We start from the raw sequence: 22,031 nt of genomic DNA on the forward strand, positions 1-22,031 counted from the left end.
AGTAGCCACAACTGCCGCTATAGTGGCAAGCGTGATTGATGATCTGTCTCGATCCCTGGCCGCGACGGTGCAGCAGGCGCGGGTGGCGCAGGACCTGTCGGTGAACGCGCTCGCCGAGCAGTCCGGCGTCTCGCGAGCGATGATCGGGAAGATCGAGCGGGGCGAGGCGCAGCCCACCGCCGTACTGCTCGGGAAGCTGTCCGGTGCGCTCGGCATGACCTTGTCCGAGTTGGTCGCTCGCGCGGAGAACACGGGCGAGCTGCTCCGGCGAGCGGACGACCAGCCGGTCTGGACCGACCCGGGCACCGGGTACCGCCGGCGCGCGGTGTCCCCGGTGACCGATGGTCCGTTGGAGTTGGTGGAGGTGCACCTGCCTCCGGGAGCGTCGGTCTCGTACCCGGCCGACGCCTACATCTTCAAGTACCAGCAGCTGTGGATCCTCGAGGGGCAGCTGCGCTTTCACGAAGGGTCGCAAGTGCACGAGCTGCACGCCGGCGACTGCCTGCAACTCGGCCCGCCCCTACCGACGACGTTCCACAATCCGGGTACGTCGGTGTGTCGCTACCTCGTCGCACTGGTCAAGGGGCGTGGCTGAAACCACTGCGCGACGGCGTCACGCAGAGCTTCCCGTTCCGCGGCCCCGTCCTGCTCGGCGGCCCAGGCGATGTAGCCGTCCGGCCTGATCAGCAAGGCGATCGGAGCCTCTCCCCGGCCGGTGACCACCTCCACGGGCTCCGGCACCAGGTCGGCGAACGACGCGTCGGGAGTGAGGTCGACGAGCAGCGGGCGAGCGGGCCGCATCAGCTCGGCCAACCGCACCGAGCCGACCATCAGATCGGGTGCCCAGCGGCCCACCAGGGGATGCGAACCCTCGGCGTACCTGATGTCCGCGCCGGAAATCAGTTCCGCAACTCGCAGAACGTTCCGCGGATCGGTCAGAAACTCTCCGAACAGTTTCCGCAACGCCGTCACGTCGTCGCCCGGCGCGATCAACGCCGACTGTGCCTGGGTGTGCATCACGACCCGCTCCCCCACCGGCCGGCGCTCGGACTCGTAGGTGTCGAGCAGTCCCGGCGGCGCCCAGCCCTGTACCTCAGCCGCCAGTTTCCACCCGAGATTGACGGCATCCTGCAGTCCGAGGTTCAGCCCCGGCCCGCCGATCGCCGAGTGCACATGCGCGGCGTCGCCGACCAGCAACACCCGTCCGGAACGGAAACTCGACGCCAGCCGGCTGTTCCCACCGACCACCCGACGGAGCTGCCGCACACCTTCACCCGTTGGCTCGACCAACGGAAGGTGCACGCCGAGGACCCGGTCGGCGCTCTCCTGCAACTCCTGGAAGGTCACGTCGCCGTCCGGCGGCGTGTCCCACTCTCCCGTGCTGATCGCGGGCAGCCGATCCGGAAACGGCGCCCAGACGAACAGTCCACGTTCGGTCCGCTGGTGCAGGAACGGCGGCACGACGCCGTACCCGGGGATCTTCAGCAGCCCGTCCTCGATGTACTCGGGTGGCACCGCGGCGCTTCCGGTCCGGGACACCATCGAGTCGTTGGTGACGCCAGGAAAGTCGATTCCAGCCAGTTTCCGCGTCGTACTGTGTCCGCCGTCGGCGCCGACCAGATAGCCGGCCCGCAACTGGTACGCACCGTCCGGACCGGACAACGACACCGTGACACCGTCCGCGTCCTGCGTTAACCCGGTCAGCTCGTGACCGCGCCGGATCTCGACGCCGAGCTCCAGCGCCCGCTCCTGCAGCACCTCCTCGATGCGCACCTGCGGAACCGGCAGAAGATAGACCGGGTTCTCCTCGAGTACGTCGAGCGGCAACGGCATCGCACCGAACACGAATCCAGGAGCCGGCCGCGGCGGACCCGGCGTACCGCTCAAGCGCTCGTACAGTCCGCGCCGGTCGAGCATCCTGACGACCTGGCCGACCAGTCCGTTGGCGCGCGGAACGGTGCTGCGTTCCGGGAGTTTCTCCAGCACGATCGGCCGGACCCCGGCCAGCCGGAGTTCACTGGCGAGCATCAGGCCGTTCGGTCCGGCCCCGGCGATGACAACTTCTGCGTCCATGACGTCCCTCCACTTGGGCATGACTGACCGCCCCGGCAACCCGCCGGGGGTCAGCTGGTTCGATTGGTTATTCGGGGACGGGCAGGCCGGCTTCGACCTGGTCGAGCGCCGACGACAGCAGGTCGGCGATCGAGCGCGGCGGATCGGCCCGCAGCCACTCCGCCGTCACGACCGCGCGGGTCGCGCCGATCACCTCGGCGACCAGCCGCGGATACATCCCCGAGGTCCCGGTCCGGTCGGCGACCGCGGCCGCGAGTTCCTCGCCGACGCGGGCGTAGGCGCGCGCGACCGCGCCCTGCAGCGCCGGCTCGCTCATCATCAGCCGGATGCCGGTGAGCCACTGCTCGTCCGGCGGCCGCCGCCCGCCGTGGCCTTCCTCGCCGAGCGCGAAGTGCTTCTCGATCGCCGCCCGGATCGCCACCCACAACGGCTCGTCGGCGGGCCGCGCCCGGAGCTCCTCGGCGATCTTGAGGCTGCGGTCCACCTCGCGTGCGGCGATCGCGTCAGCCTTGCTGTCGAAGTAGTTGCGGAACGTCCGCAGCGAGACGCCGGCCTCGTCGGCGATGTCCTCGATCCGGACGTTGCCGTACCCACGCTCGACGGCGAGCCGGACCGCCGCCCAGCTCAGCGCGATCCGCGTCTCCTGCTTCTTCCGCTCCCGCAACCCGTCGGCCATGTCCCGACCGTAACAGAAATTGCCCAAAGAGCAAAGATGCCTTTTAGGCAAATTTCTCCAACGTGCTGAGCCGGTGCCCAGAGCGTGGTTGGGTAACCCCATGACGGTGTCCCCGCTGGTCTGGGTGCTGACGGTGCTGGCGATCGTCGGCCTGTTGCTGTTCGACTACTTCTTCCATGTGCGATCGGCGCACGTCCCGACCCTGCGCGAGGCCGCCGTCTGGTCCGGCCTGTACGTCGGGATCGCGCTGCTGTTCGGACTCGGAACGCTGATCCTCGGCGGCGCCGACATGGGCTCGGAGTACTTCGCCGGGTACATCACGGAGAAGGCGCTGTCGGTCGACAACCTGTTCGTGTTCCTGATCATCATGACCGGTTTCCGGGTGCCCCGGGAGAACCAGCAGAAGGTCCTGCTGGTCGGCATCGTGGTCAGCCTGATCGCGCGGGCCGGGTTCATCTTCCTCGGCTCGGCGTTGCTGAACACGTTTTCCTGGGTGTTCTACCTGTTCGGGATCGCGCTCCTGCTGACCGCCGGAAACATGCTCAAACCGGAGACCGAGGAGTCACACCAGGCCCAGAACCTCGTGGTCCGGCTGAGCCGCCGGCTGTTCCGGACCTCGGAGGAGTACGACGCGGACCGGCTGACGACGGTCGTCGACGGACAACGGATGCTGACCCCGATGGTGCTGGTGATGGTCGCAATCGGCGCCACCGACCTGATGTTCGCGCTCGACTCGATCCCGGCGATCTTCGGCCTGACGCAGAACGTGTACGTCGTGTTCACCGCGACCGCGTTCAGCCTGCTCGGCCTGCGGCAACTGTTCTTCCTCCTCGACGGGCTCCTGGACCGGCTGATCTACCTGTCCTTCGGGCTCGCCACGATCCTCGCGTTCATCGGCGCCAAGCTGATCCTGCACGCGCTGCACGAGAACAACCTGCCGTTCGTGAACGGCGGCGACCACGTCGAGGTCGCGGAGATCAGCACCGGCCTGTCCCTGATCGTGATCCTGGCCGTGCTGCTGATCACGATCTTCGCGTCCCTGTTCAGCACCCGCGGGCGGACGCAGACCGCGATGGCCCACATCCGCCGGGACGCGACGGCGTACCTCGATCCGGAGTACACCGACGACCCGGCGGAGCGGGAGCGGGTGTTCCAGCGGTTGCTGCGGGCCCGCGACCACATCACCGGCCTCGGCCCGAAGGCCAAGCAACAGGTGCTGAACGAGGAGGACCTGATGGCGCTGTGCCGCGAGGTCGGCGAGGCGCACGCCGTCGCCCACGCCGACCACGAGATCCGCCCCAGCCTCTAGCCTTTGACGGCCCCGGACGCGAGGCCGCTGACGTAGAAACGCTGCAGCCCCACGTACAGCACGACGCACGGGATCATCGCGATCACCGATCCCGCGACGAGCGAGCCGAAGTTGATCTCGCCGTACGCGCCGGCCTGGACGTTCACGAGCGCCACCGGCAGTGTGTAGAGCTCGTCCTTGGTCAGGAAGGTGAGCGCACCGAGGAACTCCGTCCAGGCCGCGAGGAACGCGTAGAGCGCGACGGTCGCGGCGCCCGGGGTGATCAGCGGACGCAGGACGGAACCGAGCATCCGGAACGTTCCGCACCCGTCGACATGCGCCGAGTCCTCCAGCTCCACCGGCACCGAGGCGAACGAGTTCCGCATCACGAACACCCCGAACGGCAGGTTGACCGTGGTGTAGAACAGCACCAGCCCGAGCAGGCTGTCCGTCAGCCGGAGAACGTTCATCTCCAGGTACAGCGGCGTCAGGATCGCCTGGAACGGGATCATCATCGACACCACCACGAGCGCGAACAGGATCGGCCCGCTACGGAACCGGAACCGCGCGAACCCGTACCCGGCGAAGGTGGCGAGCAACGCCGTCAGGACAGCCGTGCTGATCGCGACGATCAGACTGTTCCCGACCGCCCGGATCAGGTTTCCGGGTCCCTCGATCAACGTCCGGAAGTTGTCCCAGGTGAGGTCGAAGAACGTTTTTCCGTCCGGGGCCGCGACGATCACGTCGTTCGGCTGCACCGACCGGAAGAGGGCCCACAGCAACGGTACGGCGAAGACCAGGAACGCACCGCCACCGCCGATCACGTAAAACGTGTTCTTGAGTCGCATGGTCAGTCCTTCTCCCGGAGCAGGCGGAACTGGGCCGCGGTGACGAGTCCGACCACGATCACCAGCACGATCGACAGTGCGGTCGCGGCGCCGAGCTGCAGCTGGACGAAGGCCCGGTTGTAGATGTACTGGACCACCGTCGTGGTGTCGGTTCCCGGACCGCCGCGGGTGAGGATGTAGAACTGCGAGAACGCGAGCAGCGAGCCGATCACCGAGATGATCACCGCCATCGCGATCGTCCGCCGCAGGATCGGGATCGTGATCTCCCATTCCTGTTTCCACCAGCCCGCGCCGTCCAGCTCGGCCGACTCGTAGTACTCCCGCGGGATCGCCTGCATCCCAGCCATCAGCAGCATCATCGTCAGCCCGCTGACGGCCCAGATCACCAGCACGCAGATCAGTCCGGTGGCGAGCGGCCCGTCCACCAGCCAGGCCGTCGTACCGTCGGTGATGCCGAGCTTGCGGAGCACGATGTTGATCACGCCGCTCTCCGGCTGCGTCTCCAGGACGGTGACGAAGCTGAGCGTGGACAGCCCGACGACGAACGGCAGGAAGAAGACCGTTCGCAGCAGCGTGGAGCCGCGGCGTCTCCGGCGGACCAGGACCGCGAGCGCGTAGCCGAGCACCAGGATCGGCCCGGTCACGATGACCGTGTAGAGCAGCGTGTACAGGACGGACTTGGCGAACGCGGCGTCGGAGACGATCGCGGTGTAGTTCTTCAGCCCGCTGAACTTCACCGTGCCGATCAACGGCCAGTTGGTCAGCGAGATCACCAGCGCGAACGCCAACGGCACGAGCACGAAGACGCCGACGAACAGTACGGCGGGACTCACCAGCAGCAGCCCTGTTCGTCCTGGGTGGGTCAACGAACGCGGCGTACTCATGCCTGCCCCTGACGGAGAATGCGGTCGTAGTTCTGCTGGGCTTCCTTCATGGCGGCCTCCAGCTCGCCGTCGAACACGGCGCGGCGGAACATCTGCAGCCACGGCCCGTCCGGCTGGTTGTAGAGGAGGTTGTAGGAAAGCGTTGTCGGCGCGTATCCCTCCTGGATGCGCTCCAGCGGCAGCGTCGCCAACGGATACCTCTTCGCGAACTCCGCGGTCCGCGCGTCCGACCGCACCGGCGTGTACCCGCCGGCTGGCAGATCGATCTGTTGCGGCAGGTCCAGCGCGAACCGCACGAACTCCCACGCCCCCGATGCATTGCGCGCGCCCCGTGGGATGCACATGTTGTCGCCGCCGTCGAAGAACGCCGCACCGCCGTCCGGCCCGGACAACAGCCGGGGCGTCACCTTCTGGTGGAACGCCTCGTCGGACGCGGACACGACCACGCTGTAGTTGGACGGGAAGATGCCGACCTTGCCGGCCCGGAAGTCGCTCCCCCAGCGGGACGCGTCGTCGGAGAAGTTCGCCCTCGGCACCAGCCCGTCGACCCAGAGCTGCCGGTGCAGCTCGAGCATCTGCCGGACGACGTCGTTTCCGGTGATGTGCCCGGACTGGCTGCCCACCGGCCCCTGGATCAGATCCGTGTCCGCGGCCCACACCATCGGCTGCACGACGAAGCCGAGCGCTCCCGGGCTGTTCGCCGGGAAACTCCACGCGTAGATGTCGTCGCCGAGTTTCCGGAATTTCCGGGCCGCATCGAGCAGGTTTCCGAACGACTTCACCGCCTCGTCCGGGTCGACGTCGGCGCGGTCGCACAGCTCGGTGTTGAACCAGAACATCGAGTTGTCCGCGAGGTACGGCACGCCGTACACCCGCTCGTCCTTGGTCGCCAGCCGGAGATGGCCGGGGCTGAGCTGGTCCCGGAAATCCAGCGCGGCGAGCGGTTCGGTCAGGTCGGTGAACGCGTCGCGATAGATGAACAGCATCGAGTTGATGTCGTCGACGTCGACCAGGTCCGGCACCGTCCGGCCGCGGATCGCGGTCGCCAGCTTGGTCACGTACTGGGCGTCCAGGACCGGTGTCAGCTCGACCGTGAGCCGGTTCTGGGACGCGTTGAACTTCTTCACCAGGTCGGTCAGACCGCTCTGCGTCGCCGCCCGGCACCACACCTGCACGGTGCCGGTGGCGTCCTGCCCGAAACCCGCCGCCTGGACGTCGGGTTCGGGCAGGACCGAGCTACAGCCCGGGAACAGACCGGCCGTGGTCGCCGCGGCACCTAGGCCGAGGAGCTTCCGCCGGGTGAGCATCGTCAGGCCCTGGGCAGCCAGACGCGCATGGCACCGATCTCCCGGTTCGCCCACGCGTAGTACGGGATCGCCACCACCTCGACCGCGTCACCGGTCGAGTCCTCCACGCCCGGCTCGAACGACCAGCCGGCGCGATGCCCCGTACCGACACGTCCCTGGGCCTTCAGCACGGTCACTCCGTCCAGGAGATCGGTGCTCTCGGCAACAGGTGGCTCGGGTACCAGATGCAGGTCGTCGACGTTCGCCACGTTGTCCACCTGCTCGACGGCGTACACCAGCGGCCCCCGCTCGAGCGCGACACAGCCGCGAACGGCGTCGATCCGAGGATCTGCCCCGACAATCCTGGACTCGAGTGGCAGCTGCAGGTCGATGTCAGCCGCCTCGACCCGCACGTAGGTGCCGGGCTCGGCCGGTTCGCCGTTCACGGTGGCACCTTCCGCCCACGCGGGGATGCGCAGCTCGACCGCCACCGGCGTCGCGCTGGTGATGCGGACCGCGCCGTCCCAGGGATAGTTCGTGTCGACGGCCAGCTCGACGTCGCCGGACTTGATCACACCGGCGGCGTACTGGTGGATCTGGACGGCGTCGTCGGTGGTCGTCGCGAGGTAGCCGTCGAGGCTCGACAGTGTGCGCATGATGTTCGGCGGGCAGCAGGCACAGTCGAACCAGCCGCGCCGACCGTGCGCCGGGCTGCGACCGGTGTCCGGGTACGCCGCCCCGCGCAGCTGCAGCGGGTTGACGTAGAAGTACTCGGACCCCGCCAGCGATACGCCGGCAAGGAAACCGTTGTACAGCATCCGCTCGATCGCGTCGCCGTACGTCGCCTCACCGGTCGCGAGCAGCATCCGCCAGGCCCATTGGATTCCGCCGATCGCGGCGCAGGTTTCCGCGTACGCACGGTCCGGCGGCAGCTCGTACTCGTCGCCGAACGCCTCGCCCTCCCAGCGCGCCCCCAGCCCGCCGGTGACGTACGTCTTCGTGGACCACATGTGGTCGAACTGCCGCTTCAGCGAATCCAGCAGCGCGGAATCGCCGGTCTCCAACGCGACATCGGCCGCACCGGCGGCGAGATAGACCGCGCGGACCGAGTGCCCCTCGACCGTGGTCGCCTCGCGGACCGGGACCCGGTCGGAGAAGTACGCCGGCGAGTGCCCGTGCCGCTCGATGATCCCGTGCCCGCGCGCCTCCACGAACCATTTCGCCAGGTCCAGGTACGCCGCCGTACCGGTTTCTCGATAAAGCTCGACGAGGGCCATCTCGATGACCGGGTGACCGTCGACGTCGACCGTCTTGTCGTCGCCGAACGTCGCGACCAGGTGGTCGGCCAGCTTCGTCGCGACGTCGAGCAACGCACGGTCGCCGGTGCAACGGACCTGGGCGACCGCGGCCTGGATCAGGTGGCCGGCGCAGTAGTGCTCGTGGCTCCAGACGAGTTGCTTGTAGCGGCCTTCGTCGCCGTACCGGAGCTGGACGACCGAGTCGAGGTACCCGTCCTCGCGCTGCGCGGCCGCGACGACCGCGGTCAGGTCGCGGATGCGTCGCAGCAGGTCGTCGTCGGGGTTGCGCCCGTACTCCCACGCCGCGGCTTCGAGCCACTTGTAGACGTCGGAGTCGGCGAACACCGGGCCGATCGCCTCGCCCTCGCCGATGCCTGCCGCGAGACGGAGGTTCTGCAGGTTGCCGGCCTTCTCGAGCTGGTCCTGGCCGCTGGGGATCGCGTCCGCGCCGTTGCGGGCCTGCCGCGGCGCCCAGAAGCCGCCGGTGATCGTGACCTGGCCGAGTCCGAGGGGGTGCCGGCGGCCCTTCGAGGTGGCCGCCGGGCTGCGGGATGTAGTGACAGTTTCCGGGGAAGCGCTCATCTGCCGTGACTCCTGAGTTAGGAAAATCCGGAACACGTTTTCCTGGACGAAGGTAGAGAGCCTGCCGCGCCGGGTCAACCCCTACCTGTGGATAAACTCCGGGCCGGCCGCGATCCGTGGGGTACTGTGCCGGAAACCTCAGGAAAGGAGTTGCCGCATGGCGTCACGGAGCACCCGCACGCCCGGGATCAAGGACGTGGCCGCGCTGGCCGGCGTCTCGGCGAGCACCGCGTCGAAGGCGCTGAACGACACCGGGCAGCTCCGCGCGGAGACCCGCGAGCGCGTCCGGCGGGCCGCCGAACAGCTCGGTTTCACCCCGGACAGCCGCGGCCGCGCGCTCGCGTCCGGGCGCAGTTTCACCGTCGGGCTGATCACCACGGACAGCTCCGGCCGGTTCAGCATCCCGATCATGCTCGGCGCCGAGGACGCGCTCAGCGCGGGCAAGATGGCGCTGGTCCTCTGCGACACCCGCGACGACCCGCTCCGCGAGCAGCACTACCTGAAGTCGCTGGTGTCGCGCCGGGTGGACGGCATCATCGTGACCGGCCGCCGGACCGAGGCACGGGAGCCGATCGACGTGCCGATCCCGGTCGTCTACGCGTTCAGTCCGTCGACGGATCCGGACGACACGTCGGTGATCGTCGACGACCACGGCGGCGCCGCGTCGGCCACGCGGCATCTGCTGTCCCTCGGCCGCGAGCAGATCGCGCACGTCACCGGGCCGGAGTCACACCTCAGCGCAGGGATCCGCGCCGCGGCCACGATGGGAGCCGCGCGGGACGCATTCGTCGGCCAGCCGCTGTACGGCGAGTGGAGCGAGCGGTGGGGCCGGCACGCGGTCGACGTGTTGCTCCGGGCGCAGCCGACCGTGGATGCGATCACGTGCGGCAGTGACCAGATCGCCCGCGGCGTCTGCGACCGCCTGCGCGAACTCGGCCGCTCGGTCCCCTACGACATCGCGGTCACCGGCTACGACAACTGGTCCGTGATGGCGCTGGCCAGCAGACCGCCGCTCACCACCGTCGACATGGAGCTCGAAGAACTCGGTCGCCGGACCGCCAACCTGCTCCTCGACGTCATCGCCGGCTCCCCCCGCCGCGGCCAGCTGATCCTGCCCACCCGCCTGATCACCCGCGAGTCGACGCTCGGCACCTGAGCGGAGCGCGCGGCGGCGCGTCCAGTCTTCGGATGGTCACCCGCAGGACCGCCGTTGGTTGCCGAAAACCCTCTAGATTGATGCGGGTGCTGCGCAAGCTTGTGATCGGCGTGGCGGTCATCGCCACGCTGCTGGCGGGGGTGGGGACCGCGCGTCTGGTTCTTCCGTGGACCGATCCCGCCCGTGGCGCGGTGAAACAGCTGGCGTTCCTGCGGGCCGAGCTCGAGGGCGGCGCGGACCTCGCCGCGCAGAAACAGTTTCCGGAAGGGTATTTCTTCCTGAATGTGCTGTACGGGCTGACCTGGGTCCAGGTCGGCGTCGACGATCCGGCCCGATCCGCGGACGCGACCGCGGAGGTGCGGTGGGCCCTCGACCGGATCGCGTCGGCGGCCGGAACCGCTCCGTTCGACGAGTCACTGCAACCGCGGTACGGCGTCTTCTACGCCGGCTGGACGAACTGGCTGCGCGGCGGATTGATAGCGCTCGGCCACTCGGACGCTGCCGACCGCGACACGTTCGCCAGCGAATCGGTGGAGATCGCCACCGCTTTCCGGACCGCGAAGACCCCGTTCCTGGCGGCGTACCCGGGGCAGGCCTGGCCGGTCGACTCGGTCGTCGCGATCGCGTCGCTGCGGTTGTACGACGCGTTGGTCGCCCCTCGCTTCGGACAGATCGCGCGGAACTGGGTGACGACGGCGAAGACGAAACTGGATCCGGCAACCGGGCTGCTACCGCACCAGGTCGTTCCGCAAGTTTCCGGGGCGCGCGGTTCGTCGCAGGCGATGATCCAGCGGTTTCTGATCGACGTCGATCCGGCGTTCGCGCGAACGCAGTACGAGCTCTTCAAGGACAAGTTCGTCACCGGGCTCGGCGTGCGCGAGTACCCGAAGGGGACGAGTGGACCGGGCGATGTCGATTCCGGGCCGTTGGTGCTCGGGAGGAGTCTGTCCGCGACCGTTGTGACGGTCGGCGCGGCGCGGGTGCACCACGATCCGCTCGCGGATCGGCTGGCGCGCCAGGGCGAGCTGGTCGGTCTGCCGGTCAGCGGGCTGAAGACGAAGCGGTACCTGTTCGGCGCGGTGCCGATCGGCGACGCGTTCCTCACCTGGTCGTCGTCCGCCCGGCCGCTGGTCGCCACCGATCAGAACAGTGGCGACCAGGCGGCGTTCGACGGTGCGTCCGGCTGGTGGCGGCTTCCCTGGCTGGTGCTGCTCTGGCTACCGGCGTTGATCTTGTGGGGCGGGCTCCGCCTCAGGCATCGCGGCCGAAGGCGGAAGCGAGGGCACTGAGCTTGCGCGGCAGGTCGTACTCCGCGCCGCCTTCGTGCCCGTTGTAGGTGAACACCTCGATCTGCGCGGGACCGGCGTAACGGTGGTACGCCGCGAACACCGTCGACGGCGGGCAGATGTTGTCCATCAGCGCGACCGAGAACCACGCCGGGCAGGTCGCCCGGGCGGCGAAGTTCACCGCGTCGAAGTAGGACAGGGTGCCGATCGCGGTCTCGGTCCCGAACCGGTGACCCTTGAGCCAGCGCGCGATCTCGGCGTACGGCCCGTTGTCCGTGATCTGCGACGCCCGCCGGTAGTGCGACAGGAACGGTACGTCGGCGATCGCGGCGGACAGGTCGGCGCGCAGACCGGCGACCGCGATCGCCAGCCCGCCGCCCTGGCTGCCGCCGACCACGGCGACCCGATCGCTGTCGACGTCCGGGCTGCTCTTCACCGCGTCGACCGCCCGGACCGCGTCGGTGATCAGCCGGCGGTAGTAGTGCTTGGCCGGATCCTCGATTCCGCGGGTCAGGAAACCCGGTGCCGACGATCCGTGTCCTTCCGGCGCGATGTCCGGAGTTTCGGAAACGGTTTTTCCGCCGCCACCCTGGCCGCGGTTGTCCATGATCAGGTGCGCGTACCCGGCCGCGCTCCAGGTCAGCCACTCGTACGGAATCCCACGGCCGCCGTTGTAGCCGATGTACTGCACGACCGCGGGCAGCCGCCCGGTGCGATGGCGTGGCAGGAGCAGCCACGCCCTCACCGGCTGACCGGCCCACCCGCTGAACGTGACGTCCTGGACCTCGACGGTCGCAAGGCGTGCGTCGTACGGCGTGAACCGGACGTCGATCGGGTGGCCGGCCGCGTCGTCGAGCGTCTGCTTCCAGAACGCGTCGAAGTCCGCGGGCTCCTCCGGCTCCGGCCGGTACTCCCGCAACCGGTCCAGGGGCATGTCGACCAGCATTCGTTCTTCCTTTCAGTACAGCGTTTCCTCAGTGGAAGCAGGCTGTGGCGGCGTTGCCGTGGCGATCGGTCGTGTCGACGACGATGCGCCAGCCGCGGCCGCGGCGGCTGACCGTGACGCCGGCATCGGCTTTCGTGAGCGACAGGTCGGGTTTGTCCAGGTCGACGGTGACCGAGTCGCGGGTCTGCGTCGGATCCGAGATCGCGACCGTTCCGCCGGCGACCACGACCGAGGCCGGGCCGCCGACTGTCAGTTCGGCGACAGTGCCGGCCGTCCAGAAGTTGGCCGCCAGGACGTTGGGCAGCCGGACCGCGTGCGCCGTACTGTCTGCCCGCAGTCTCTGGACCGGGAGTTTGCCGGCGAACGACTTCGTCTCCGCGAGTGTTGCGGTCGGCAACTGCACGTAGAAGTAACCCTGTCCGACCGGCGCCGTACCGTGAGCGAACCATACGGTTTGGTATGGCCGGGTCACCGGAGTGTCGGTGCCGTACTTGAGGTTGATCTCCCGCCAGGTCGCGGTCCGGTTCTCACGGAGCGCGTGGACCGGGGTGCGATCGGGGAACACATAGCCGCCGGTGCCGTCGAGATGACACCAGCCCGGCGCGGTGGTGAAGGTCTCGTCGCCGGTGCGCAGCTTGCGGTTCTCGACGATTGTCTCGACCGCGCCCTCGCCGGTGATGTCCGAGCCGAGGCACACCATCACGTCGTCGATCAGGAACCAGCTCTTCAAAGCCCGCAGGTTGGTGCCGTGCCCGCGCAGATCCATGCCATAGGCACCGATCGTGCGCTGCGGAACGGACACGCCACCCACCCAGTCGGCCGCGCTGGTGCTGCGGAAACCGTAGGAGTCGGCCAGCCGCCGGGTATCGATCGTTGTCCCCGGCAACCGGTACGGGTCGACCGTCGGCCAGTAGTCGCCCGAGTAGTGACCGAGGTCGTCGTCGTACAGCAGCACCATCCCGTCGGACAGATGCCAGCCGTGCAGGTTCTCGGTCTGGATCGACTCGTAGTTGTAGATACGCGACGAGTACGCGCTCAGCCCGATCGTGAACTTCGGTCGGTGGTGTGCGACCTTGTCCATCCGCGGGTACTGCTTGTGCAGGACCAGCGGACCGCGGGCGGCGGCCGACGACGCGAGGATGCTCCGGGCGGCCACCAGCGAGGCCGGATCGGTCACGGTCAGGAAATCCCGGAAAGTGTCTTCGGTGATCCACTGCTTGACCAGCGCGGTCAGTTCCGTCGCCCGTTCCGCCGGCGCGGCCGGGATCAGCCGCAGCGTGCCCTCGATGATCGTCTGGGTCGGCGCGTGGTTCTGCTTGCTGGGACGGGCGATCTCACGACCGCAGACCGAGCCCATCAGGTCGCCACGCACCATCAGTGGGTCGAAGGCGTCGTTGATCCAGCCGTAGATGTTCTCGAGCGCGGGATCGGTGACGGTCCACTCGGTACCGCCGAGCAGGTACAGCAGGGAGGAAAGCGTTCCGAGCAGTTCCTTGCCGTAGCCGCCGTTGTACGGATGCTTGTAATGCTGCAGGAACGATCCGTCGCTGTAGAACCCCTCGCCCGTGCCGTCGACCCGGCCGGGCGCGTCGTTGAACGCGAGCACGCTGTTCGCGCCGCTGCCCTCCATGTCACTGATCGCGTCGCGGACGCGGACGAGCGCCGCGGTGTCGCCGTCGAGGACCGCGCGAACGGCCACGACGGTGGCGATCCAGACGCGGTTCGCGCCGGTCGCGATCTGCCGGTCGGCGCGCCACAGGTTCGGGTCGGGCGTGTAGTGGTTGATCGCCTGCGTGTACGTCGTCCGCAGGTCGGCCGGAATCACGTCGTACAGCAGGACCAGCGTGTCCGCGAACGCGGCGGCGCCGCCGATCTCCCAGTCGTAGTCGTTGTCGTACCGCGGCAGGGTGGGACTGTAGCGGTTCGTGTGCATCCACTCGAGGGCACCGCGGATGTCGTCGGCCGCCGACGCGTTTCCCTGGTAGGCCGATCCGTTCGTCGCCCAGGCGACCGCGATCTGCTTGATCCGGCGGAAGTTCGAGGCAACGTGGTTGGAAAGCGTTGTACTCGCGAGATCCGGCCAGAGGGTCGTGCGGTTCGCCGAGCGGTCGAGGGTGGCGAGCGCCGACTGGGCCAGGCGGTCGACGCGGGCGATCGCGACCGCGAGGTCCGGGTCGGCGGGATCGACGATCGGGCCACCGGTGAGCAGCGTCTGCCAGCGAAGGCGGAGCTCGTCGGTGGACGCGTCGGCCCAGGTGGGAGTGGGGACGGCGAGGAGTGCGGCCCCGCCGATCATTCCGCCGAGCACAGTCCGGCGGCGGAGCGTGAGGTCAGGCATGTGGGTCCTCTCAGAGGGCTGGGCGATTCACAGAGCTAGGGCGATCGCCTTCGCGCCGGCGGCGTTGGGGTGCAGACCGTCGCCGCTGTTGAAGTCGGGGCGGAGCCGGGCGTGATCGGCCGGGTCGCGGAGTGCGGCGTCGACGTCGAGGAGTCGATCGAACAGACGTCCCTGCCGCAGTACGGCGTTGACGTCGTTGCGGACCCGGTCGAGTGCGTCGGTGTAGCGGATCCAGCCCTTGAACGGGCCGATGGTCGCGCCGATCACCTCGAGGTCGTGGTCGTGCGCGCGGTGTACCAGCTGCTGATAGGCCTGGAGGATCCGGGCCGGATCGGTTTGGCTGGGCGGTTGCTGGATGTCGTTGATGCCGAGGAACGTCACCAGCGTCCCGAGGTTCGGCAGGCCGAGTACGTCGCGGTCGAACCTGGACTGCCCGCCCGGTCCGAAGCGGCCGTCGTCGAGCAGAACACGGTTTCCGCTGATCCCGAGGTTGGCGACCGCGGGGCGCCGACGGAAGCGCGCGGCGTCCTGGTCGGGCCAGCGGAGGTTGGCGTTGTCCGGCGTACCGACGCCTTCGGTGATCGAGTCGCCGAGGACAGCGACCACCTGGCGTCCGGTCGCGGGTACGTCGATGCCGGTGAGCAGGAACACCGAGTTCGTGGCGCGGTCGCCGATGGAGCCGGTCGCATGCACGTTCCGGTGGAAGCTCAGCGGACCGGTGGGTCCTGGCAGGTACATGCTCACCACCAGATCCGCGCCGTCCGGCAGGATCAGCCCGACCGGATCGCTCACGACGGTCGCCCCCGCGGCCAGCACCACGTCCTTCGCGCCGCCGAACAGCACCGGCTTCGCGTTGGCCGTCACAGGTCCGACGACGACGGGCGCGGCACCGAACGGATTCGCGAACCGCAGCCGAACCGCAGGCCTTGCCCGGGTGAGAGCGTCCGCGCCCGCCGGCGGGGTGGTGCCGGCTGAGAGCCGGAGTTTGTAGCGGAGGGTGGTGTCGGTGAAGCCGCTCGTTGCGTCGGCATCCGCGGCGGTGGGAGCGGTCTGCGCCGTCGCCCAACTCGCGGCCCACCGGAGCCGTGCCGCGGTTGCGTTGCCGGCAGTTGCGCCGGCAGACGATGTCCCGCTGACCGAGCTGCCGACGACGCCGCCCAGGACGCCGCCGGCTGTTCCGCCGAGGATCGAGCGGCGGGACACTCCACTCATCAGCAGGCCGCCGCGGGCTCGAAGTCGGCGGCGTACGTGCCGACGGAATCTCCGCCGGTGTTTCCGGACATGGTGTTTCCGCACACCTGCCCCTGCGGCGTCCGCATGAACTTCACGCCGCCGGACGCGTTGTTCTTGATCGTGTTTCCGTAGACGTCGTTGTCCACGCCATCGGTTTCCGTGTCGCCGCCGAGGCGGACGCCGGCGCCGGTGTTGTCGTGGATCGTGTTGTAGCGGAACGTGTTTCCGCTGCCGCGGGCGTCCAGCCCGCCCGAGCTCGCGTCCTTCTGCTGGCTGCAGTCGTTGTGCTCGATCACGTTCGCGGTGGAGTTCTCCTTCACGTCGACACACTCGTTGCCGTACGTCGCGATCGTGTTGTCGTGGATGTGGTTGTTCCGGCTGCGGTCCGCCTGGGCGTCCGGTGCGCCGTTCTCGCCCTGCTGCTCCGGTGCCGTCCCGAGGTAGATCCCCTCGCCGTTCTTCCCGCCGTCGTTGAACTTGAAGTCGTACACCCCGCACGGGCCGACGGTGTTGTCGTGAACGTCGGCGTTCGTGATCAGGTACCGCAGCCGCAGGCACTCACCGCCGGCGTTCTTCAACCGCATGTTCCGGATCGTCAGCGTGCCCACGCCGTCACCAGGCGACGTGCTCATCACGTACACGAGCTTGTCCCGGTACCCGTCCTTGCTGGACGACGACCCGAACAGCCCGTCGATCGTGAACCCGTCCAGCGTCACGCTGTCGTGCCGGATCTGGAGGATGCGCGAGTTTCCGGCGCCTTTCACGACCGCGGTCGACGGTCCGGTGATCGTGACACCGGACCTGATCGTCACCGCGTCCTGGAGATAGGTGCCCGAGGCAAGATGGACGGTCGCTCCGCGCGGCGCGGTATCAAGCGCTTTCTGGATCGTCGCGAACGGCGTACCGGTCGACGTACCGGAGTTCGCGTCGCTGCCGGTGGTGGCAACGTAGTAATCGGTCGCGGCGTGCGCCGGGACCGCGGGCAGCGCCAGCGCGGCGCCGAGAAGCAGGATCGGGACAGCTCGGGACATGGTGGTCCTCCTGAATGGGCGGTTTGCTGCCTATGGGTGCTGTCTAGGAGTGGTCAGCGACGAGCAGGCCGACCAGAACCGGGACGGTGGTGCCGAGGAGCAAGGGACCTGCTGGTACGACGAGTGAGAAGACCGGTGCGGCGATGGCGGCACCGAGGAGTGCGGTGCCGCGCGGTACGGAGGTGAAGGCGAGCCGGAACGCCGTACGTCGCCAGTCTGCGGCTGGTCCGGAGGGAGCGCGGCCGGCGGCGACCGCGAGCGCGAGATGGTAGGTGACCGCTGCGGCGATCAGGCCGATGTGGATCATGAACAACGTCAGGACGAGCGGGCCGGAGCGGCTGGACAGGAACGACAGGTTGCTCGCGGCAATCACCGCGGCGATCGTCATCAGCACCGAGTGCGGGAGCAACGCGCGCCAGTACTTACGCCAGCCGACGAACACGCCGGTGAAACAGCGCGTGTCACCATCGGTCCGCCACCGGTTGAGGGCAAACCCGACAGCAGCCAACGCCGGCAACCACGTCACGATCCCCAGACACAGGAGCGTGAACGCCACCCCCGCCGCAGCCGGATGGGCAACCCACCCCAACCAGTCGAGCGCCCGCCGACTGACCCCCACCCGGTCCCGCCGCCCGACGCCCGCCGCGGTCACAGGACGACCGTTCTGTGGGCGGTTTGGATGATGGCGCGGACCGCCAGGCCATCACGATCGGCTCGCTGCGGAGGTTCGCCCGCTGCGGGCGTCGCGGAGGTCGCTGTTGTGATGGCCTGGGGGTCGAGTTCTCCTTCGTCGTCGGCCAGGAGGACGGTCTCGTCGTCGAAGGTGATTCCGAAACCGTGGGCGAGGTCGAGCCGGCGAGCCGTCGGCGGGGTCGGGTGGAGGGCGGAGGTTGGTTCGATCGTGGTGAGGAGGGTGGCGGTCGTCGACCCGTGGACGGTCGCACGGAGGGTGTGCATCGTGCGGGTGAGCCTGAGGCCGGGAGTGCTCGACGTCGGGTTGGCCTCAACCTCCGTCACCGCGGACTCGACCGTCAGCGGCGTATGGAACCGAACCCACGCCTGCGCCGACCCGGACCGCAGCGCGATCTCGTCGCCGTACTCGATCGGCCAGTCGGCGTGCAGCAGAAACGTCCAGTCACGCGGCGACTCGGCCGCGCACCGATCCAGCAGAACGAGCCGCCCGCCCGGCGTGAAGACCAGCGTCCGATCGAGCCGCGTGACGCCCAGCTCAGGCGGGTACATCGCCGCGATCCGCGCGGTGGCATGCGCCGTCCCGTCGACCGCATGCACGTCGACCATCCGCGCCTGCCGTTCGTACGGAATCCCTTTGTAGACGTGGTACCGGTCCTCATCGGCGTACCCGAGGCCGTCGACCAGGATCAGGTTGTGGTCCCCCGCCCGTTTGCGGTTGCTGTATCCCTCGTCCACGGCCAGGAACGCGCCCCGCGACGTCAGCACGAACGACCCCGAGTCGGGATGATGGTGCCCGGCGCTCAACGTGTCCCACCCGCGCTCGCGGTCCAGCCTGTGCGAGGTCTCCCAGGCCTGGTGCCCGCCACCCGGCGCCGCCTTGAACGACACCATCGTTGCCTCGTCGTCCCATCCGGTCCGCGCCGTGACGAGGCCGAGGTCCGGAAAGTACGCCGACAACGGTGCGGTCTTCGCGGGATCGACCGGCGGCAGCGAATCGTCGTACCAGAGCAGTTCGAGGTACGCCTCCGGCATCACGCCCGGCTTCACGCCGCTCGCGTACGCCTCCCGCCAGAAGAAACGTTCGGAAACAAGTTCCGCCAGCCACTGCGCCTCACCGATCCGGTACGCGGAGGCGAGTTTCCGGTACAGCGCAACGCTGTGCCCGCTCCGCCGGTCGTGGCAGTCACCGTGATCGATGTTCTCCTCGAACCCCGGCGCACACTGCTGCAACCGGTAGGAAAACGTGTTCGCCAGGAACCGGCAGCGCTCCCACCAGTCGAGCCCTTCCTGATCCTGCAACAGATCCAGGTACGTCGCCAGCCACGGAACGCCGTACCGCCAGTAGACGACGCCCTCCATGTCCGACCCGTCCGCCGGCAGAAACTCGATGACTGTCTCGAAGTTCCGCCGGGCGCGATCGGTCCACTCGGTGCGACCCAGCGTGTACCCGGCCGCGGCCAGCCCGGTGTAGCAGATCCAGTTGTGGTTCTGCCAGTACGACGAACTCCACCACGAGCCCTCGGACTCGACGGCGAACTCGTACAGCCGCGAGCCCTGCAGCTCCAGTTTGGCGCGCAACTCGCCGGCCTGCTCGAAGTCGTCGCCGAGCCAGGTGGACGCGAGCGACAAGCCGTGAAGCAGCCAGCCGGCGTCCAGGTCGTGGTCCGGCAGATGCGCCTTGCCCCAGTGAGGGAAACCGATTGCGGCCGAGATCCAGCGGGCCGCCTCGGAGCGGTAGCCCTCGTTGCCGGTCAGGCGGTACGCGAGCGCGAGGTTCGCGGCGGCCGGACCGAAGTACGTGATGCTCGCGGACGGGTGCTCGGTCGGCGGGGTCTGCGTCCGGTACCAGTCGCACTGCTCCCGCAACCGCCGCCACTGCGCGGCGTACCGCCCCTCGAGCCCGTCACGCACCTCCGCCAGACGATCGTCGAACATCACAGCCCTCCGATCGGATGCTCATGCCCGGCGACCCTGACCACGTCGCCCGCCAGCAGCACGTCGACGGGCGCAGTCGAGTAGACGGAGCAGTACGTCGCTTCCGCACCGGCAACCGTCCAGTCGACCCACGTCCGCACCCGCTGCGGGTCATCAGCCGGCCCCGCGCCCGGCCGAGTCACCGGCACAGCACCACGACACACGTGGTGGCCGTACAGCGTCTCGTCGCCGGTCCAGGTCGTCCGGAACGCATCCGGCCCGACCTCGACCGTCAGCTCGACATCCGGCCGGAACTGCAGGACGATCTCGCGCTCACGATCCGCCGTGACCCGCACGACGTCCACCAGGTAGTTGTCTCCAGCAATCAGTTTCCGGGTCGCGCGGACGCCGTCGTACCAGCCGGCGATCGTGGCCGTCACCGAGTTCGCGTCGTGGGCCAGCTCCCCCGGTGCTTCCGCGGGTTCGAGGTTGTCGATGCGGATCGTGGGGTGCGCGGCGACCGACTTGTAGTGGGCGCGCCACTGGGCGTGGCCGTACGGGACCTGACCGGGATCCGGTTGCCAGGGGGTGGTGGCGCCGTAGAGGTAGAGCGCGAGCTTGTCGTGATGTCCGTGGGAACCGCCGTGCGGCCCATGGTCGAGGATCGCGTGGATGCCGGGCACGCGCATCACCGCATAACACGAACTGATGCGCTCGCCCTGGATCGAAGCCGACGTTCGAGGCGCGCCGCTGAACCAGTTGGTGAACTTGTCTTCCAGGCCGTCGTACTCGGGCCCGACCTCGGCCAAAGCCCGAGCAGCGACTGCATCCAGGCCGTGGCCTGTCGTGAACTGGCGGGCGAGCGCGACGATCTCCAGCCACTCCAGCGCCAGCGGCGCCCGGAGGTACGGGCCGTCGTGGAGGGCCGGGAGGATGCCGCCGTCGGTGGCGATCGAGGAGAGGGCCGCGATCATCTTCTCCAGGCGATCAGGCACCAGGGACGGGTCGAAGCCGCGCAGGCTCAAGAGGTAGGCGCGCAGCACGAAGCCGTGGTAGTACGTGCTCGCTTCCCACTCCCAACCGTCTTCGCCGGTCGACGCCTCCAGGTGGGCGAACTGGCCGCGCTCGCCGGTCAACCATTCAGCGGCGCCGGACCACGCCTCACCCCGGACGGCAGCAGCCGCCTGGCCGGCCGTCGTACCGAGCGCGTTGAACCACGCCGTGTAGTTCGACGAGAACTTGTCCTGGGCAACCATCGCGTCGCGCGCCCGCCGCGCCCCAGCGACCATGTCGTCGAGCATCGGCAGCGTTTCACTCAGCTCGGCCTTCCCTGCCAGGTTCAGGATCGAGTGCGCGATCGGCACGCCCCACACCGCATCCGTGAGGGCCTGATGAAAGAGCCGCCCGCGTTGCATCCACCCCTGCGCCTGCTCGTGCTCCCCCGCCTTCGTCAGCTCCGAGTACAGCCGCGCGTACGACGTGAGCAGGTCGGCCCCACCGCCGTCGTACGAGAGCAACCGGATCCGCCGTGCCCAGAAGTGATGGGCCAGTACGGTCCACGCGCCGCGCACCGCGGGCGTGTCGACCCGGCAACCGTAGGAACACGGAACCCCGCCGGCCGGAAAGTTTCCGGAATCGAATCCGACGTGCGCCAGCTCGACACCGTGTGCCGGGCACACGTACTCGTGCCACCAGCCGCCACGCTCGGTCGGGGGATTCATCGGGGCCACGTGCCACCGTCGATGTCGAGGGTGATCCCGGTCAGGTACCCGGACGCCGGCAGCGCCAGGAACCGGACCGCGTTCGCCACGTCCTCGACCTGCCCGGCGCGGCCGATCGGCGTGCCCGCGACCATGGTCGCCTGCGCCGCGGCGGTGGAAAACGTTTGATGAAACGCGGTCTCGGCGATGTAGCCCGGCGCGACCGAGTTCACCGTGATCCCCTGCGGCCCGAGTTCCTTCGCCAGGCCCTTGGTGAAACCGCGGATCCCGGCCTTGGCCGCCGCGTAGATCACCGACCCGGGACCGCCGCCGTTGTGCGCGGCGAGCGAGGCCATCGTGATGATCCGCGGGTTCGCCGACTGCGCGAGGTGCGGAATCGCGGCCCGAGCCGTCCGGAACGTCGCCCCCAGGTTCACGTCCACCACCTGCTGGAAGTGCTCGTCGGTCATCTCCTCGACCTTGACCCGCCCGATCAGGTGACCGGCGTTGCAGACCAGGACGTCCAGACCACCAAGGAAACCGGCCGTTTCGTCGAGCAGCCGGTCGACATCCGCCGTCGACGTCACGTCGGCGCCGACCGCGATCGCCTTCCGGCCGAGGTCCTCGATATCGCTGACGGTCTGCGCCGCCGCGTCGGCGGACTTGCCGTAGTGGACGACGACGTCCGCTCCGGCCGCGGCCAGTCCGAGCGCGATCCCGCGGCCGATGCCGTGCCCGGCACCGGTCACCAGCGCGCGCATCCCCAACAGTTCCCCGGTCATAGAAACAGTTCCTTTCG

Annotated in this window: 18 protein-coding genes; 4 read left to right on the forward strand and 14 right to left on the reverse strand. The window is 68.8% G+C overall.

Annotated features, from left to right (window positions below; all coding sequences use genetic code 11):
- Window positions 1-31 precede the first annotated feature (31 nt).
- Window positions 32-595, forward strand: a complete 564-nt coding sequence (locus E0H50_RS10420) for a helix-turn-helix domain-containing protein (protein ID WP_131286475.1) — start codon at window positions 32-34, stop codon at window positions 593-595.
- Here the strand turns inward: E0H50_RS10420 and E0H50_RS10425 are convergent.
- Together E0H50_RS10425 and E0H50_RS10430 are read right to left on the reverse strand one after the other, a co-directional pair.
- On the reverse strand, window positions 562-2,073 hold the full coding sequence (locus E0H50_RS10425) for an FAD-dependent monooxygenase (RefSeq protein ID WP_131286477.1): 1,512 nt from the start codon (window positions 2,071-2,073) through the stop codon (window positions 562-564). The genes E0H50_RS10420 and E0H50_RS10425 overlap by 34 nt on opposite strands.
- 67 nt (window positions 2,074-2,140) lie before the next feature.
- On the reverse strand, window positions 2,141-2,749 hold the full coding sequence (locus E0H50_RS10430; protein WP_131286479.1) for an acyl-CoA-like ligand-binding transcription factor: 609 nt from the start codon (window positions 2,747-2,749) through the stop codon (window positions 2,141-2,143).
- A 100-nt stretch (window positions 2,750-2,849) separates the two neighbouring features.
- On the opposite strand from E0H50_RS10430, the gene E0H50_RS10435 reads away from it, so the two are divergent.
- A complete protein-coding gene (locus tag E0H50_RS10435) occupies window positions 2,850-4,058 on the forward strand; it encodes a TerC family protein (protein ID WP_131286481.1) in 1,209 nt (402 codons plus the stop codon).
- On the opposite strand, the gene E0H50_RS10440 is transcribed toward E0H50_RS10435, so the two are convergent.
- Genes E0H50_RS10440 through E0H50_RS10455 form a run of 4 tightly spaced genes read right to left on the reverse strand, consistent with a single transcriptional unit; the run spans window position 4,055 to window position 8,935 of the window.
- A complete protein-coding gene (locus tag E0H50_RS10440; protein ID WP_131286483.1) occupies window positions 4,055-4,885 on the reverse strand; it encodes a carbohydrate ABC transporter permease in 831 nt (276 codons plus the stop codon). The two genes, E0H50_RS10435 and E0H50_RS10440, sit on opposite strands and share 4 nt — an antisense overlap.
- A gap of 2 nt (window positions 4,886-4,887) precedes the next feature.
- Window positions 4,888-5,769 carry a carbohydrate ABC transporter permease gene (locus E0H50_RS10445; protein ID WP_131286485.1) on the reverse strand — a complete coding sequence of 294 codons (882 nt, stop codon included), beginning with the start codon at window positions 5,767-5,769 and terminating at the stop codon, window positions 4,888-4,890.
- Window positions 5,766-7,076 (reverse strand): extracellular solute-binding protein, encoded by a 1,311-nt coding sequence (locus E0H50_RS10450; protein WP_131286487.1) that lies wholly within the window; start codon window positions 7,074-7,076, stop codon window positions 5,766-5,768. Before E0H50_RS10450 ends, E0H50_RS10445 begins: the two co-directional genes overlap by 4 nt.
- 2 nt (window positions 7,077-7,078) lie before the next feature.
- Window positions 7,079-8,935 (reverse strand): glycoside hydrolase family 127 protein, encoded by a 1,857-nt coding sequence (locus E0H50_RS10455; protein WP_131286489.1) that lies wholly within the window; start codon window positions 8,933-8,935, stop codon window positions 7,079-7,081.
- Window positions 8,936-9,092: 157 nt separating this feature from the next.
- On the opposite strand from E0H50_RS10455, the gene E0H50_RS10460 reads away from it, so the two are divergent.
- A complete protein-coding gene (locus tag E0H50_RS10460) occupies window positions 9,093-10,091 on the forward strand; it encodes a LacI family DNA-binding transcriptional regulator (RefSeq protein WP_131286491.1) in 999 nt (332 codons plus the stop codon).
- A gap of 86 nt (window positions 10,092-10,177) precedes the next feature.
- Entirely contained in the window at window positions 10,178-11,380 is a 1,203-nt protein-coding gene (locus E0H50_RS10465; protein WP_131286493.1) for a hypothetical protein, read from the forward strand.
- Here E0H50_RS10465 and E0H50_RS10470 read toward each other — a convergent pair.
- The 8 genes from E0H50_RS10470 to E0H50_RS10505 are packed head-to-tail and all read right to left on the reverse strand — an operon-like array spanning window position 11,343 to window position 22,014.
- The gene (locus E0H50_RS10470) at window positions 11,343-12,323 is read right to left on the reverse strand and encodes an acetylxylan esterase (protein ID WP_131286495.1); all 981 of its coding nucleotides are present in this window, start codon (window positions 12,321-12,323) and stop codon (window positions 11,343-11,345) included. The two genes, E0H50_RS10465 and E0H50_RS10470, sit on opposite strands and share 38 nt — an antisense overlap.
- A 28-nt stretch (window positions 12,324-12,351) precedes the next feature.
- Complete coding sequence (locus E0H50_RS10475) at window positions 12,352-14,661, reverse strand: polysaccharide lyase 8 family protein (RefSeq protein ID WP_131286497.1); 2,310 nt, start codon at window positions 14,659-14,661, stop codon at window positions 12,352-12,354.
- A gap of 27 nt (window positions 14,662-14,688) precedes the next feature.
- Window positions 14,689-15,873: a GDSL-type esterase/lipase family protein gene (locus E0H50_RS10480; RefSeq protein WP_131286499.1), complete on the reverse strand. Its 1,185-nt coding sequence runs from the start codon at window positions 15,871-15,873 to the stop codon at window positions 14,689-14,691.
- On the reverse strand, window positions 15,873-16,925 hold the full coding sequence (locus tag E0H50_RS10485) for a right-handed parallel beta-helix repeat-containing protein (protein WP_131286501.1): 1,053 nt from the start codon (window positions 16,923-16,925) through the stop codon (window positions 15,873-15,875). Before E0H50_RS10485 ends, E0H50_RS10480 begins: the two co-directional genes overlap by 1 nt.
- Before the next feature lie 43 nt (window positions 16,926-16,968).
- Window positions 16,969-17,577, reverse strand: coding sequence for a YesL family protein (locus E0H50_RS10490; RefSeq protein ID WP_202868083.1), 609 nt, complete (start codon window positions 17,575-17,577; stop codon window positions 16,969-16,971).
- Window positions 17,574-19,553, reverse strand: a complete 1,980-nt coding sequence (locus E0H50_RS10495; RefSeq protein WP_131286503.1) for a heparinase II/III family protein — start codon at window positions 19,551-19,553, stop codon at window positions 17,574-17,576. The genes E0H50_RS10490 and E0H50_RS10495 overlap by 4 nt, the downstream gene beginning before the upstream one ends.
- Window positions 19,553-21,253, reverse strand: a complete 1,701-nt coding sequence (locus tag E0H50_RS10500) for a heparinase II/III domain-containing protein (RefSeq protein ID WP_131286505.1) — start codon at window positions 21,251-21,253, stop codon at window positions 19,553-19,555. Before E0H50_RS10500 ends, E0H50_RS10495 begins: the two co-directional genes overlap by 1 nt.
- The gene (locus E0H50_RS10505) at window positions 21,250-22,014 is read right to left on the reverse strand and encodes an SDR family NAD(P)-dependent oxidoreductase (protein ID WP_131286507.1); all 765 of its coding nucleotides are present in this window, start codon (window positions 22,012-22,014) and stop codon (window positions 21,250-21,252) included. Before E0H50_RS10505 ends, E0H50_RS10500 begins: the two co-directional genes overlap by 4 nt.
- Between the last annotated feature and the right edge of the window lie 17 nt (window positions 22,015-22,031).

The sequence above is a fragment of the Kribbella sindirgiensis genome, from assembly GCF_004331435.1.
Lineage (GTDB): Bacteria > Actinomycetota > Actinomycetes > Propionibacteriales > Kribbellaceae > Kribbella > Kribbella sindirgiensis.

Bases quoted from the DNA above. Each gene is read 5' to 3' on its own strand.
- E0H50_RS10425 (WP_131286477.1), bottom strand. From the start codon at position 2,073: ATGGACGCAGAAGTTGTCATCGCCGGGGCCGGACCGAACGGCCTGATG.
- E0H50_RS10430 (WP_131286479.1), bottom strand. From the start codon at position 2,749: ATGGCCGACGGGTTGCGGGAGCGGAAGAAGCAGGAGACGCGGATCGCG.
- E0H50_RS10435 (WP_131286481.1), top strand. From the start codon at position 2,850: ATGACGGTGTCCCCGCTGGTCTGGGTGCTGACGGTGCTGGCGATCGTC.
- E0H50_RS10440 (WP_131286483.1), bottom strand. From the start codon at position 4,885: ATGCGACTCAAGAACACGTTTTACGTGATCGGCGGTGGCGGTGCGTTC.
- E0H50_RS10445 (WP_131286485.1), bottom strand. From the start codon at position 5,769: ATGAGTACGCCGCGTTCGTTGACCCACCCAGGACGAACAGGGCTGCTG.
- E0H50_RS10450 (WP_131286487.1), bottom strand. From the start codon at position 7,076: ATGCTCACCCGGCGGAAGCTCCTCGGCCTAGGTGCCGCGGCGACCACG.
- E0H50_RS10455 (WP_131286489.1), bottom strand. From the start codon at position 8,935: ATGAGCGCTTCCCCGGAAACTGTCACTACATCCCGCAGCCCGGCGGCC.
- E0H50_RS10460 (WP_131286491.1), top strand. From the start codon at position 9,093: ATGGCGTCACGGAGCACCCGCACGCCCGGGATCAAGGACGTGGCCGCG.
- E0H50_RS10470 (WP_131286495.1), bottom strand. From the start codon at position 12,323: ATGCTGGTCGACATGCCCCTGGACCGGTTGCGGGAGTACCGGCCGGAG.
- E0H50_RS10475 (WP_131286497.1), bottom strand. From the start codon at position 14,661: ATGCCTGACCTCACGCTCCGCCGCCGGACTGTGCTCGGCGGAATGATC.
- E0H50_RS10480 (WP_131286499.1), bottom strand. From the start codon at position 15,873: ATGAGTGGAGTGTCCCGCCGCTCGATCCTCGGCGGAACAGCCGGCGGC.
- E0H50_RS10485 (WP_131286501.1), bottom strand. From the start codon at position 16,925: ATGTCCCGAGCTGTCCCGATCCTGCTTCTCGGCGCCGCGCTGGCGCTG.
- E0H50_RS10495 (WP_131286503.1), bottom strand. From the start codon at position 19,553: ATGTTCGACGATCGTCTGGCGGAGGTGCGTGACGGGCTCGAGGGGCGG.
- E0H50_RS10500 (WP_131286505.1), bottom strand. From the start codon at position 21,253: ATGAATCCCCCGACCGAGCGTGGCGGCTGGTGGCACGAGTACGTGTGC.
- E0H50_RS10505 (WP_131286507.1), bottom strand. From the start codon at position 22,014: ATGACCGGGGAACTGTTGGGGATGCGCGCGCTGGTGACCGGTGCCGGG.